This is a genomic window from Agromyces aerolatus (genome assembly GCF_031432255.1).
In the GTDB taxonomy this organism is placed as follows: Bacteria; Actinomycetota; Actinomycetes; order Actinomycetales; family Microbacteriaceae; genus Agromyces.
Genome location: NZ_JAVKGQ010000001.1, coordinates 180,153 through 193,020, shown reverse-complemented (window position 1 = coordinate 193,020; position 12,868 = coordinate 180,153). Strand labels below are relative to the sequence as shown.

At 72.0% G+C, this 12,868-nt stretch carries 14 protein-coding genes; 13 read left to right on the top strand and 1 reads right to left on the bottom strand.

Going from position 1 to position 12,868, the window contains the following annotated elements; genetic code table 11:
- The first annotated feature begins 112 nt into the window (after positions 1-112).
- The 10 genes from glmS (at position 113) to RH864_RS00780 (ending at position 8,285) form a co-directional block, all read left to right on the top strand.
- The gene (gene glmS / locus RH864_RS00825; protein ID WP_310515609.1) at positions 113-1,963 is read left to right on the top strand and encodes a glutamine--fructose-6-phosphate transaminase (isomerizing); all 1,851 of its coding nucleotides are present in this window, start codon (positions 113-115) and stop codon (positions 1,961-1,963) included.
- Between the two features lie 40 nt (positions 1,964-2,003).
- Complete coding sequence (locus RH864_RS00820; RefSeq protein ID WP_310515608.1) at positions 2,004-2,387, top strand: holo-ACP synthase; 384 nt, start codon at positions 2,004-2,006, stop codon at positions 2,385-2,387.
- Complete coding sequence (gene alr / locus RH864_RS00815) at positions 2,387-3,529, top strand: alanine racemase (RefSeq protein WP_310515607.1); 1,143 nt, start codon at positions 2,387-2,389, stop codon at positions 3,527-3,529. Before RH864_RS00820 ends, alr begins: the two co-directional genes overlap by 1 nt.
- On the top strand, positions 3,529-4,062 hold the full coding sequence (gene tsaE / locus RH864_RS00810) for a tRNA (adenosine(37)-N6)-threonylcarbamoyltransferase complex ATPase subunit type 1 TsaE (RefSeq protein WP_396129931.1): 534 nt from the start codon (positions 3,529-3,531) through the stop codon (positions 4,060-4,062). The genes alr and tsaE overlap by 1 nt, the downstream gene beginning before the upstream one ends.
- 157 nt (positions 4,063-4,219) lie before the next feature.
- Entirely contained in the window at positions 4,220-4,840 is a 621-nt protein-coding gene (gene tsaB, locus RH864_RS00805) for a tRNA (adenosine(37)-N6)-threonylcarbamoyltransferase complex dimerization subunit type 1 TsaB (RefSeq protein ID WP_310515606.1), read from the top strand.
- A 5-nt stretch (positions 4,841-4,845) separates the two neighbouring features.
- Positions 4,846-5,340, top strand: a complete 495-nt coding sequence (gene rimI, locus RH864_RS00800) for a ribosomal protein S18-alanine N-acetyltransferase (protein ID WP_310516004.1) — start codon at positions 4,846-4,848, stop codon at positions 5,338-5,340.
- On the top strand, positions 5,337-6,389 hold the full coding sequence (tsaD, locus tag RH864_RS00795) for a tRNA (adenosine(37)-N6)-threonylcarbamoyltransferase complex transferase subunit TsaD (protein WP_310515605.1): 1,053 nt from the start codon (positions 5,337-5,339) through the stop codon (positions 6,387-6,389). Before rimI ends, tsaD begins: the two co-directional genes overlap by 4 nt.
- A gap of 168 nt (positions 6,390-6,557) precedes the next feature.
- Entirely contained in the window at positions 6,558-6,998 is a 441-nt protein-coding gene (locus RH864_RS00790) for a DUF4190 domain-containing protein (RefSeq protein WP_310515604.1), read from the top strand.
- Between the two features lie 41 nt (positions 6,999-7,039).
- Positions 7,040-7,717 (top strand): DUF4190 domain-containing protein, encoded by a 678-nt coding sequence (locus tag RH864_RS00785; protein ID WP_310515603.1) that lies wholly within the window; start codon positions 7,040-7,042, stop codon positions 7,715-7,717.
- Positions 7,718-7,739: 22 nt separating this feature from the next.
- Positions 7,740-8,285, top strand: coding sequence for a DUF4190 domain-containing protein (locus RH864_RS00780; RefSeq protein ID WP_310515602.1), 546 nt, complete (start codon positions 7,740-7,742; stop codon positions 8,283-8,285).
- A gap of 27 nt (positions 8,286-8,312) precedes the next feature.
- Here RH864_RS00780 and RH864_RS00775 read toward each other — a convergent pair whose 3' ends face one another.
- The gene (locus RH864_RS00775; protein WP_310515601.1) at positions 8,313-9,500 is read right to left on the bottom strand and encodes a class I SAM-dependent methyltransferase; all 1,188 of its coding nucleotides are present in this window, start codon (positions 9,498-9,500) and stop codon (positions 8,313-8,315) included.
- Positions 9,501-9,672: 172 nt separating this feature from the next.
- Between RH864_RS00775 and groES the strand changes: the two genes are divergently transcribed.
- The 3 genes from groES to RH864_RS00760 all read left to right on the top strand — a co-directional run bounded on the left by groES (position 9,673) and on the right by RH864_RS00760 (position 12,615).
- Positions 9,673-9,969: a co-chaperone GroES gene (gene groES, locus RH864_RS00770; RefSeq protein ID WP_308797093.1), complete on the top strand. Its 297-nt coding sequence runs from the start codon at positions 9,673-9,675 to the stop codon at positions 9,967-9,969.
- A 231-nt stretch (positions 9,970-10,200) separates the two neighbouring features.
- Complete coding sequence (rarD, locus tag RH864_RS00765) at positions 10,201-11,103, top strand: EamA family transporter RarD (RefSeq protein WP_310516003.1); 903 nt, start codon at positions 10,201-10,203, stop codon at positions 11,101-11,103.
- A 225-nt stretch (positions 11,104-11,328) separates the two neighbouring features.
- Positions 11,329-12,615: an ABC transporter substrate-binding protein gene (locus tag RH864_RS00760; protein ID WP_310515600.1), complete on the top strand. Its 1,287-nt coding sequence runs from the start codon at positions 11,329-11,331 to the stop codon at positions 12,613-12,615.
- The last annotated feature ends 253 nt before the right edge of the window (positions 12,616-12,868 follow it).

Genomic DNA, 12,868 nt, shown 5'->3' with positions numbered 1-12,868 from the left:
GCCTGGATTCCGCCCGCGGCATGCTGCGGATGCCTCGTGGGGCACTTGTGACGCAACGCGCCGGGATCCGCTCCGAGCGGGCGCACATCCAGCCGCCGGTAGGATCGACCGCATGTGTGGAATCGTCGGATATGTCGGGCCTCGTGAGAGCCTCGACGTCCTCGTGGGCGGCCTTCGGCGGCTCGAGTACCGTGGCTACGACTCGGCCGGCGTCGCCGTCATCGATCGTGCGGGCGGCCTCGAGACGGCCAAGCGCGCCGGCAAGCTCCAGGTGCTCGCCGACGAGCTCGACCGGCACCCGCTCGCGCCCGGCGGAACGGGGATCGGCCACACGCGCTGGGCCACCCACGGGGGCCCCACCGACGCGAACGCGCACCCGCATCTCGGCGACGAGGGCCGGCTCGCGCTCATCCACAACGGCATCATCGAGAACTTCGCCGAGCTGAAGGCCGAGCTGCTGGCCGAGGGGTTCGACTTCGAGAGCGAGACCGACACCGAGGTGGCCGCCGTGCTGCTCGGCAAGGCGTACCGCGAGCACGGTGACCTCCGTGAGGCGTTCCGGCAGACGGTCGCGCGCTTCGAGGGCGCGTTCACCCTGCTCGCGGTGCACCGTGAGGAGCCGGGTCTCGTCGTGGGCGCCCGCCGCAACTCGCCGCTCGTGATCGGGCTCGGCGAGGGCGAGAACTTCCTCGGCTCCGACGTCGCCGCGTTCGTCGAGTACACCAAGCGCGCGGTCGCGATCGGGCAGGACCAGATCGTGGCGATCACGGCCGAAGGCGTGACGGTCACCGACTTCGACGGCGAGGTCGTCGAGGTCGAGCCGTTCGAGGTCGCGTGGGACGCCTCGGCGGCCGAGAAGGGCGGCTGGTCGTCGTTCATGCGCAAGGAGGTGTCCGAACAGCCCGAGGCGGTGGCCAACACGCTGCGCGGGCGGATCGCGGACGGGCATGTGGCGATCCCCGAGCTCGAGGCGTTCGGCGACGACCGGCTCCGGGACATCCGTCGCATCACGATCATCGCGTGCGGCACCGCGTCGTATGCGGGGCTCGTCGCCAAGTACGCGATCGAGAAGTGGGCCCGAATCCCGGTCGAGGTCGAGCTCAGCCACGAGTTCCGGTATCGCGAGCCCGTGCTCGACGACGACACGCTCGTCGTGTCGATCAGCCAGTCCGGCGAGACCATGGACACGCTCATGGCGGTCAAGTACGCGCGCGAGCACGGCGCGCCGACGATCTCGATCTGCAACACGCAGGGTGCGACGATCCCGCGCGAGTCCGACGGGGTCGTCTACACGCACGCGGGCCCCGAGGTCGCGGTCGCGTCGACCAAGGCGTTCGTGGCGCAGATCACCGCGCTGTACCTGTTCGGCCTGCACCTGGCGCGCGTGCGCGGCACGCTCGACGGCGAGGCGCTCGCGGCCGAGATCGAGGAGCTGCAGGGTGTGCCCGAGAAGCTCACCGAGGTGCTCGCCGAGTCGGAGAAGGTCGCGCAACTGGCGCACTGGATGGCCGACACCCGCTCGGTGCTCTTCCTCGGCCGCCACGTCGGCTACCCGATCGCGCTCGAGGGTGCGCTGAAGCTCAAGGAGCTCGCGTACATCCACGCCGAGGGCTTCGCGGCGGGCGAGCTCAAGCACGGCCCGATCGCGCTGATCGAGCCGGGTCAGCCCGTGTTCGTGGTGGTGCCGAGTCCGCGCGGCTCGGCCGCGCTGCATCCGAAGGTCGTCTCGAACATCCAGGAGATCCGGGCCCGTGGCGCGCGCGTCATCGCGATCGCCGAGGCCGGCGATGCGGCGGTCCTGCCGTTCGCCGACGAGGTCGTGCGCATCCCGCTCGCGGCGCCGCTGTACGAGCCGCTGCTCGCCGTCGTGCCGCTGCAGGTGTTCGCGATGGAGCTGTCCGAGGCGAAGGGCCTCGACGTCGACCAGCCGCGCAACCTGGCGAAGTCCGTCACGGTGGAGTGAGCACGGTCGGGCGCGGGAGCATGAGCGCGGGCGGGCAGCGATGATCGCGGGCATCGGCGTCGACGTGGTCGACATCGCGCGGTTCGAGCGGTCGCTCGAGCGGACCCCGAAGCTCGTCCTTCGGCTGTTCGCTGAGAGCGAACGCGACCGGCCGGCGCGCTCGCTCGCGGCCAGGTTCGCGGCCAAAGAGGCCCTGATCAAGGCGCTCGGCGGGCACTCGGTGCTGCGCTGGCACGACATGCGCGTGGTGCAGAACGCCGACGGCGACCCCGGCTTCGCGCTCTCGGGCGAGCTCGCCGCGCACGTGGCCGGGCTCGGCATCGACCGCGTGCACCTGTCGATGAGTCACGACGCGGGCATCGCGAGCGCGTTCGTCGTGCTCGAGCGGCTGGGCGAGGCCGGCACGACGGGTGGCGCGCGATGATGACGGATGCCTCGGCCGGCGGCCGTCCGTTCCGTGAGGCCGTGATCGATCTCGAGGCGATCCGCGCGAACGTGCGCACGCTCGGCGAGCAGGTCGCGCCCGCGCGCGTGCTCGCGGTCGTGAAGGCCGACGCGTACGGACACGGTGCACTGCCGGTGGCCCGCGCGGCGCTCGACGGCGGAGCGGCCTGGCTCGGCACCGCCGACGTCGACGAGGCGCTCGCTCTGCGCGCCGCGGACATCGAGGCGCCCCTGCTCGCCTGGCTGCACGACCCCGACGCGGCCTTCGCGCCGGCGATCGCGAACGACATCGACCTCGGCGTCTCGTCGGGTGCGCAGTTGCACGCGATCGCGGCCGCCGCCCGGCGCGCCGGCCGTACGGCTGCGGTGCACCTCAAGATCGACACCGGGCTCAGCCGCAACGGCGTCGCACCCGAGGAGTGGGCCGACGTGGTCGCGCTCGCGGCCGCACTCGAGGCGGCGGGGCGGGTGCGCGTGCGCGGCGTGTTCAGCCACCTCGCCAACACGTCGGCGGAGGCCGATGCCGCGCAGCTCGCGGTGTTCGAGCGCGCGCTCGCGGCCGCAGCCGCGGCCGGGATCGAGCCCGAGCTGCGACACATCGCCTCGACGGCGGCGGCGCTCAGCACGCCCGGCTCGCGCTACGACCTCGTCCGCACCGGCATCGGCGTCTACGGGGTCTCGCCGTACGGCGACGGCACCACGCCCGCCGAGCTCGGCCTCCGGCCCGCCATGACCCTCCGGGCGAAGGTCGCCGCGGTACGCCGCGTCGAACCCGGCACGGGGGCCTCGTACTCGCACGTCTGGCGGGCCGAACGGCCCACCACGCTCGCGCTCATCCCGCTCGGCTACGCCGACGGCGTGCCGCGCCAGGCCTCGGGCCGGGGCGAGGTGCTGCTGCGCGGGGCGCGACGGCGCATCGCCGGGCGCATCGCCATGGACCAGTTCCTCGTCGACGTCGGCGACGACGACGTCGCGGTCGGCGACGAGGCGGTGCTGTTCGGCGACCCCGCGACCGGCGCGCCCTCGGCCGACGACTGGGCCGACGCGGCCGACACCATCGGCTACGAGATCGTCACCCGCATCGGACCGCGCGTGCCCCGGACCTACCTCGGGGGCTCGTGATGCGGCTCGCCGTCCCCGACACCGAGGCCATGGAGGCGTTCGGCCGCGAGCTCGCGGCCGACCTGGGCGCGGGCGACCTGCTCGTGCTCACCGGGCCGCTCGGCGCGGGCAAGACCACGCTCACGCGCGGCATCGGCGAGGGGCTCGGCGTGCGCGGACCCGTGCAGTCGCCCACGTTCGTGCTCGCGCGCACGCATCCGAGGCTCAGCGGCGGGGCCCCGCTCGTGCACGTCGACGCGTACCGGCTCGGCTCGGCGGTCGAGCTCGACGACCTCGACCTCGACTTCGCGAGCTCGGTCGTCGTCGTCGAATGGGGTGCCGGCCTGCTCGACGGGGTGAGCGAGTCCTGGCTCGAGATCGTCATCGAGCGGCGGGTGGGTGGCACCGGCGGTGCCGGGGCGGATGCCTCGGCCGAGACATCCGCCCCGCTCGACGACGCCGACCTCGACGCCGACGAGCCGCGCACCATCACCGTGACCGGTCACGGCCCGCGCTGGGCCGGCACGAGGTTCGCCGCCCCGGTGGTCGAGTAGTGAGCGCCAGCGAGCGTATCGAGACCCGGTGAGCCGGTCTCGGGAGTGGGTCGCTTCGGTCTCGATACGCGTGCTCGTTCCTCGCTCGCTACTCGACCAGCGGGATGTGCTCGTGCCTCGCTCGCTGCTCGACCGGCGGGGCGCCTAGGCTTGGAGCATGCTGCTTGCGATCGACACGTCGACGGGGACGAGCGTCGCCGTCGTCGACCGCGAGGGCGGCGTGCTCGCCGAGGTCGGCACCGACGACGCGATGCGGCACGCCGAGGTCATCGGGCAGTTCATCGACGAGGCGCTGCGCACCGCGGCCGTCGCGCCGCGCGACCTCTCGGGGGTCGCCGTCGGCATGGGGCCCGGGCCCTTCACGGGTCTGCGGGTCGGCATCGCGGCCGCGCGCGCGTTCGCGCTGGGCATCGGGCGGCCCCTCGTACCCGTCGTGAGCCACGACGCGGTCGCCTGGTCCTGGTACGGCTCGGGCGGTGCGGGCGCACTTCAGGTCGTGACGGATGCGCGTCGTCGCGAGTCCGCCGTGTCCGAGTACGCAGGCCTCGACGCCGACGGATTGCCCATGCGCACCCAGGGACCCGCGCTCTTCCCGCGCGACGAGGTGCCCGCGACCGCGGCGACACGGGTCGACGCGTCGGTCGTGCCGGCCGGCGCGGTGGGCATGCTCGCCGAGCTCGGTTACGCCGCCGGCCGGCTCCCGCTCGCGGGCGACGAGCCGATCTATCTGCGGGCGCCCGACGTGACCCCGTCGGCGGGCAAGCGGGTGACGCCGTGAGCCGGATGCTCCGCCGTGCCGGTATCCGCGACCTCGACGCGATCATGGTGCTCGAACGAGCGACGTTCACCGACGACGCCTGGCCCGAGGAGGCCATGCGGCGCGAGCTCGAAAGCCAGCACACGTACTATCTCGTGGCCGTCGACGATCGCGCGCCGCACGACGTGCTCGGCTACGCTGGCCTGCTCGCCGGAAAGGGCAGCGGCGAGGGCGACGTGCAGACGATCGCCGTCGCATCCGAACATCGCGGCAGCGGGCTCGGTCGCGTGCTCATGCTCGCGCTCATCGACGAGGCGCGCCGGCGCGGTGCCCAGCGACTCTTCCTCGAGGTGCGCGCCGACAATCCCGTGGCCCGCGCGCTCTACACCTCGCTCGGCTTCGCCGAGATCGGGCTGCGCCCCCGGTACTACCGCGGCGGTATCGACGCGGTCACGATGCGTCTCGACGTGCCGCCGGCCGTCGCGGCACCCGCCGTCTCACCCGCCGCGGAGGTCCAGTGAACCGTCAGGCCCCACTCGTGCTCGGCATCGAGACCAGCTGCGACGAGACCGGCGTCGGCATCGTGCGCGGCACCGACCTGCTCGCGAACGCGATCGCATCCTCGATGGACGAGCACGCCCGATACGGCGGCGTCGTGCCCGAGGTCGCGGCGCGCGCGCATCTCGAGGCGCTCGGGCCGACGATCCGTGCGGCGCTCGCCGAGGCATCCGTCTCGCTCGACGACGTCGACGCCGTCGCCGTCACCAGCGGACCCGGCCTCGCGGGCGCGCTCATGGTCGGCGTCGGCGCCGCGAAGGCGCTCGCGCTCTCGCTCGGCACCCCGCTGTACGGCGTGAACCACCTCGTCGGACACGTGGGCGCCGACCTGCTCGCCGACGAGGCGCCGCTCGAGACGCCGACCGTCGCGCTCCTCGTCTCGGGCGGGCACACCTCGCTGCTGCTCGTCCGCGACCTCGTGAGCGACGTCGAACTGCTCGGCGAGACCATCGACGACGCGGCCGGCGAGGCCTTCGACAAGGTCGCCAGGTTGCTCGGGCTGCCGTACCCGGGCGGACCCGAGATCGACCGCGCGGCGGTCGGCGGCGATCCGGCCGCGATCGCGTTCCCGCGCGGCCTCAGCCGGACGAAGGACCTCGAACGGCACCGATACGACTTCAGTTTCTCGGGCCTGAAGACCGCGGTCGCGCGGTGGGTCGAGCGGCGCGAGGCCGCAGGCGACCCCGTGCCCCTCGCCGACGTCGCCGCGAGCTTCCGCGAAGCGGTCGTCGACGTCCTCGTGACGAAAGCGCTGGCCGCGTGCCGCGACCTGGGCGTGCCGAGGCTGCTGCTCGGCGGCGGCGTCGTGGCGAACGCCCGGCTCCGGCAGGTCGCCGAGGCGCGCGCGGAGGCCGCCGGCGTGGCTCTCCGCATCCCGCCGCTCTCGCTCTGCACCGACAACGGGGCGATGATCGCCGCGCTCGGCGCGCAGCTCATCATGGCGGGGTACGCGCCGTCGGACCCGGGGTTCGGCGCGGACTCGACGCTGCCCGTCACCGAGATCAGGGTCTGAGCGCCCCTGCACCCGAGTGCGATCGCGATCGGCCCGGCCGAGCCCCTCGCGGGCCGTCCGCGCGCCGCGGTAGGGTGAAGCCGAGATGAGGGTGACGCGCGCCGTCGGGCGCCCGCCGCGTCAACCGAAGCGCGGCGCGACTCGCCCACGCAAGAGGGGACCATTCACGTGACCGATCCCAACGTTCCCGACCAGTCCGGGGCCGGGGTGCCGCCGACGCCCCCGCCGCCGCCCGCGCAGCCCGCCGCACCGTCGTACGGGCAGCCCGCGCAGCCCGGGTACGGCCAGCCCGGGTACGGCCAGCCGGGGTACGGCTCCGCATACGCCACGGCTCCGGCGAAGAAGACCAACGTGCTGGCGATCGTCTCGCTGGTGGCGTCCATCGCCGGCATCGTCATCTTCTGGTTCATCGGTTCCGTGGCGGGCATTATCTGCGGCCACATCTCGATGAGCCAGATCAAGAAGACCGGTGAAGAAGGCCGCGGCCTCGCGGTCGCCGGGCTCATCGTGGGCTACATCGGCCTCGCGCTGAGCATCATCGGGGTCATCGCGGTGATCGCCTGGACGACCTGGTACATGTCCACATACGGCGTCGTCACCAACTACTGACCGTCAGCGATCGCAACCCTACGAGCGAGAAGAGAGACGACATGAGCGACCCGAAGCCCGGAGAGGAGCCGCTGGCTCCCAACCCCTCGGAGCCCGGCGTGCCCGACGCGCCCGAGCCCCAGATCCCCGCCGCGCCCGAGCCGATCGCGCCCGATGTGCCGATCGCGCCCGAGCCGCCCGCGGCGCCCGAGCCCCCGGCCGCGCCCGAGCCGCCGGCACCGCCGGCCTACGGCGCGCCGGCGTACACGGCTGAGGCGGCCGGCTCCGGCGCGCAGCCGGTGTATGGCGACCAGCCGGCGTATGGCGACCAGCCGGCCTACGGCGGCCAGCCCGCGTATGGCGCGCCGGCGCAGTACGGGGCGCCCGGCGACGGTGCGACGCCCCCGCCGCCGCCCGCGTACGGCGCGGAAGGGTATGGCGCGAACCCGTACCAGACGGGTCCCGCGAAGCCCGTCGCGGTGATGAGCCTCATCTCGATGATCCTCGGCATCGTCGGCATCGCGATCAGCCTCTTCACCTGGGGCTTCGCGTTCATCCTCTCCGCGGCCGCGGTCGTCCTCGGATTCCTCGGGCGGAAGCGCGAACCGAACGGTCGCGGATTCTGGCTCACCGGCCTCATCACCGGGTTCGTCGGAATCGGGATCTCGCTGATCTTCCTGGTCATCGCGATCCTCGGATTCGTCTGGCTGATGGCGATGAGCAACTCGTACACCTACTAGGACCGATCGAGGACCGTTCGACGTGACCGACCACTCGGGGACCCCGTGGGAGGGCCGCGTGCCCGTCCCGCCTCCCGAGCCCGGGGCGACACCCGCCCAGCCGGGAGGGGGCGCCGCGGAACCCGCGCTTCGCGGGGCCGAGCCCGCTTCCGATGCGCCCGACCCGGCGCTCCGCGCGGCCGAGCCCGTGTCGCGTGACTTCGACGACGCCTACGACACGGGGCGCCTGCAGCAGCTGCCCACGGGGCAGCTGCTGCTGCTGCACCGTCCCGGTCTGCCCGATCCGGTGCCCGTGCCCGAGTCCGAGGCCGACGACGAGGTGCAGCGCCGGGTCTACAGCTGGATCGGTGCGATCGCCGGGGCGGTCGGAGCGCTCGCCTCGCTGTTCGTGGGGTGGATGCTCCCGCTCTCGATCGCGGCGATCGTGTTCGGCGTTCTCGGCCTGCGCCGCGAGGAGCACGGCCGCACCCTCGCGTTCGTGGCGATCGGCACCGGCATCACGGGCCTCGTGTTCTCAGCGGTCTGGCTCGGCTACTACGCGATCGTCTACGGCGCGCTGCCCGCCTAGGACGGTCGCTGCCCGCAGCGAGAACGGTCAAAGACGCTCGACGAGCAGCGTGACGCGGCGGCCCGCCTCGCGCGTGATCACGATGGTGGCGGATGCCTCACCGCGGAGCTTCAGGCGGGTGCGAAGTGTCGCGGGATCGACGTCGACGCCGCGCTTCTTGATCTCGAGCGTGCCGATACCCCGCTGGGCGAGCGCCTGTCTGAGCTGCCGCTCATCGTTCGGCAGGCGTTCGAGCACGCGGAACCCTCGGGCGAACGGGCTCTCGATGACTCGATCGGCGGTGACGTAGGCGATGCCCTCGGAGACCATCCATCCGCCGTTGGCTCTCGCGAAGTCGCCGATGAGCCGCGCGCGGATCACCGCGCCGTCGGGCTCGTAGAGGTAGTCGCCGAGCGGCCCCGTCGGGGCGTCCTCGCTGTCGGCCGCCGCGGCCAGCTCGGCCGCCTGGTCGCCGCGGATCACGAGTGCGGCTCGCCCGATGCCCGGCCGGGCGAGCGGGCCGAACCAGACCGCCAGCTCGACGAGGTCGCCGTCGACCGAGACCCACTGCGCCTCGGCGCCGGCCGGCACGACGTCCCGGTCGGTGCCGGGGCCGAGCTTCACGCCGACCGCCACTCGCTCGGCGAGCCCGAACGCGAAGTCGAGCGACGGGCTGTACGCGGAGGCATCCGCGAGCCGGGTCGTGCGGCCGCCCTCGGTCGTGCGACGCGCGGGGTCGAGCCAGGCGCCGCCGATGCCGCCGAGCGGGACCTCCTCGGCGAGGGCGTGCCGGACCTGCGCACGTGGGAAGGGCGTCAGGTTGTACGCGGCGATCGCGGCGGTCACCTCGTCGGCCTCGGCCGCGGTGATCTCGAGGTCGACCGCGGCCATGGCGAGGGCGTCGCCGCCGATGCCGCAGCCGAGATCGGCGACGTGACCGATGCCCGCTCGCGCGAACCGCCCGGCGTGCAGTGCGGCGACCTTGAGCCGGGTGGCCTGTTCGAGCCCGGCCTCGGTGAACAGCATGCGCTCGGCGAACTCGCCGAACTTGGCGCGCGCGCGCTGGCGGAGCCGAGCCTGGCTGAGCACCGCGGCGACGAGCGAGGGCGAGTGACCGGCCTTGCGGAGGTCGGCCACCGCGCGCACGACGTCGGCCTTGGAGTCCCACTCGGGCAGCGAGTCGAGGAGCCGAAGCCCCTCGGGCGAGAGGAGTTCGACGAGCTCAGCGCGATCCACCCGGCCACGCTAGCACCGGGCGCGGGACCGTCTCGGGCGTGTGTGGAAATGAGCTGGCACTCACGTTGCGTGAGTGCCAGAATCTCCCTAGACTCGTGTTAGCACTCTCAGTCAGAGGCTGCTAACGAGTCTTCGTCAAGACATACCGAACGAAAGAGAAAAGGGGTCAACCGTGTCGGTTTCCATCAAGCCGCTCGAGGATCGCATCGTCATCAAGCAGGTCGAGGCCGAGCAGACCACGGCTTCCGGCCTGGTGATCCCCGACACCGCGAAGGAGAAGCCCCAGGAGGGCGAGGTCGTGGCCGTGGGCCCCGGCCGCATCGACGACAACGGCAACCGTGTTCCGCTCGACGTCGCCGTCGGCGACAAGGTGATCTACTCGAAGTACGGCGGCACCGAGGTCAAGTTCGGCGGCGACGACTTCCTCGTGCTCTCGGCCCGCGACGTGCTCGCGGTCGTCGTCCGCTAAGCGGATCGATCCGGCTGAACGGCCCGGACGCCTCACGGCGCCCGGGCCGTTCTGTGTCGGTCGGGGTGGTGCCGCCCACGCGATGTCCGACGCCGGCGTCGACGCGTCGGCGGCCGGGCGTAGGCTGAGCCGGTGAGCACACCCTCCGATCCCGGCAGCGCGCAGGGCGCGCCCGCGGCCTCCGGCCTCGGCGCGGGGTCGGCCGGTGCACGCGCGGCGCGCAGCGAGCCGGTGAGCAAGGCCGGGCTGGGCTACGCGATCGGCGCCTACGGTCTGTGGGGCATCCTGCCGATCTACTTTCTCGCGCTCGCGCCGGCCGGGCCGTTCGAGGTCGTCGGCTGGCGCATCGTGCTCTCGCTCGTCTTCTGCGCGCTGCTGCTGGCCGTGACGCGCGCGTGGCGTCCGTTCGGAGTGCTCCTGCGCGATCGACGGGTCGTGCTCATCATGGGCCTCGCGGGCGTGCTCATCTACATCAACTGGCAGACCTACGTGTACGCGACGCTGTCCGGCCAGGTCGTCGAGGCCGCCCTCGGGTATTTCATCAATCCGATCGTGACGGTGTTCCTCGGTGTGATCGTGCTGCGCGAGCGTCTGAACGTGACCCAGTGGGTCGCGGTCGGCATCAGCATCGCCGCGGTGCTCGTACTCGCGATCGGGCACGGAGAGGTGCCGTGGATCGCGCTGCTGCTGGCCTTCTCGTTCGGGTTCTACGGACTCATCAAGAAGCGGGTCGGCCCGCGCGTCGACGCGGTGTCCGGGCTCACGCTCGAGACCGCCTGGCTGACGCCGGTGGCGGTGATCCAGCTAATCGTCGTGGGCGCGACCGCGGGCCTCACCATGGGCGCGTACGGCACGTGGCACACCGTGCTGCTGCTCGTCTCGGGCGCGCTCACGGCGGTTCCGCTGCTCTTCTTCGCGGCCGCGTCGCGGCGGTTGCCGCTGACCACGATGGGCTTCATCCAGTACTTCGCGCCGTTCATCCAGTTCGTCGTCGGCGTGTTCGTCCTGCACGAGCCCATGCCGCCCGAGCGGTGGATCGGCTTCGCCCTTGTGTGGGTCGCACTCGTGGTGCTCACGTTCGACCTGCTCCGGGGGGCTCGGGCGGCTCGTCGGCAGGTCGCTCAGCTGACCTGAGTCCACGGCTATTGGATTGCGGTTTCCTTGCGTCCCTGTCCGGGTGCGCTGCGCGATTGTGCGTAAATGCCCACGTATGTGACGGAAATGTAACGCTTTGGACGGTGTTACCGGGTTGTGATCGGGACTCCTTGTTCCTTGCGGGAGCCGCAACTACTGTGACAGGACGGCGTGCCCTGAAGCACGTCGCGAACGGAAACATATCCTTCAGTCCCAAGGAGCAACATGAGCGTTTTCGGTACCTCCCGACCCGCTCGTTCGCGTGGCAAGGTCTGGACGGGTGTCGCGGTCGCCGCGACGAGCGCCCTCCTGCTTTCCGCCTGCGCGAGCGGCGAACCCGACGCCGGGTCCGAAGAGACGTCCGGCCCGCGTGAAGACCTCACGCTGACGATCGGCACGGCTCTCCCTCAGACCGGAAACCTCGCGTTCCTCGGCCCGCCCGAGGAAGCGGGTGTCGCGTACGCGACCTCCCAGATCAACGAGGCCACCGGTGACACCGGCCTCACGCTCGACGTGGTGTACGGCGACTCGGGCGACACCGACAACAAGGCCTACGAGACCGAGATCCCGCGTCTGCTCGGTGAGGGCGTCTCCGCCATCATCGGTGCGGCGTCCTCGGGTACGTCGCTGCAGTTCATCGACCAGGTCACGGGCGCCGGCGTCATCCAGTTCTCGCCGGCGAACACGTCCGACGCGTTCACGACGTACGACGACAACGGCCTGTACTTCCGCACCGCGCCGTCCGACGTGCTGCAGGGTGAGGTGCTCGGCAACCTGATCGCCGAAGACGGCAACCAGACGCTCGGCATCATCGTGCTGAACGACTCGTACGGCACGGGTCTCGCCAAGTACGTGTCCGAGGCGTTCGAGGGCGCCGGCGGCGAGGTCGTCGCCGAGGCGACGTACAACACCGGTGACACCACGTTCGACGCACAGATCAACTCGGTGCTCGCGGCCTCGCCCGACGCCATCGCGCTGATCACGTTCGACGAGGTGTCGACGATCCTTCCGGGTCTGTTCGGTCAGTTCCCCGCCGACAAGCTGTACTTCGTCGACGGCAACCTGAAGAACTTCGCCGACGCGTTCCCGCCCGGCTCGCTGACCGGTGCGAAGGGCACGCTCCCGGGCCTGTCCATCGACTCGATCTCGACCTTCACGGGTGAGCTCGACGCGTTCCTCGAGGCCGAGGGCACGCCCCCGCTCGAGGACTACAGCTACGCGGCTGAGTCCTACGACGCGACGATCCTGCTCGCGCTCGCCTCTCTCGCGGCGAACTCGACCGACTCCGAGGCGATCGCCGAGAAGCTCATCGAGGTCTCGGGTGGCTCGGGCGACGGCGAGAAGTGCACGACGTACGCGGAATGCGCCGACATCATCCTCGGTGGCGGCACGGCCGACTACGACGGCATCTCGGGTCCGATCACGTTCGACGAGGTCGGCGACCCGACCGAGGCGTCGATCGGCATCTACCAGTACGGCGAGGACAACAACTACAGCGCCTACGAGGGCTGAGCCTTCACGCCGCACCACGAGCGGGCCCCGGTCTTCGACCGGGGCCCGCTTTCGTGCATCCGCCGCCCCGCCCGCCCCGCCCCGCCCCGCGGCGCGGCGATCCGGAGCGAGGACCTTCGCTCGCCGCCGCCCTGATCGCGCCACGTGCGACCGATTACGCCAGGCACAGCCACCTGCGCCATGTACGACCGTCGTGCGTGGCGCGGTTGGGCGTGCGTGGCGCAGTCGGCGAAGCTACGCGGGCGCGGGCGCG

Excerpts from the sequence above, each read along its gene's own strand:
- RH864_RS00785 (WP_310515603.1), top strand. The coding sequence starts at position 7,040 with ATGAGCGACCCGAAGCCCGGAGAGGAGCCGCTGGCTCCCAACCCCTCG.
- tsaE (WP_396129931.1), top strand. The coding sequence starts at position 3,529 with ATGCGGCTCGCCGTCCCCGACACCGAGGCCATGGAGGCGTTCGGCCGC.
- tsaB (WP_310515606.1), top strand. The coding sequence starts at position 4,220 with ATGCTGCTTGCGATCGACACGTCGACGGGGACGAGCGTCGCCGTCGTC.
- RH864_RS00760 (WP_310515600.1), top strand. The coding sequence starts at position 11,329 with ATGAGCGTTTTCGGTACCTCCCGACCCGCTCGTTCGCGTGGCAAGGTC.
- RH864_RS00820 (WP_310515608.1), top strand. The coding sequence starts at position 2,004 with ATGATCGCGGGCATCGGCGTCGACGTGGTCGACATCGCGCGGTTCGAG.
- rimI (WP_310516004.1), top strand. The coding sequence starts at position 4,846 with ATGCTCCGCCGTGCCGGTATCCGCGACCTCGACGCGATCATGGTGCTC.
- alr (WP_310515607.1), top strand. The coding sequence starts at position 2,387 with ATGACGGATGCCTCGGCCGGCGGCCGTCCGTTCCGTGAGGCCGTGATC.
- glmS (WP_310515609.1), top strand. The coding sequence starts at position 113 with ATGTGTGGAATCGTCGGATATGTCGGGCCTCGTGAGAGCCTCGACGTC.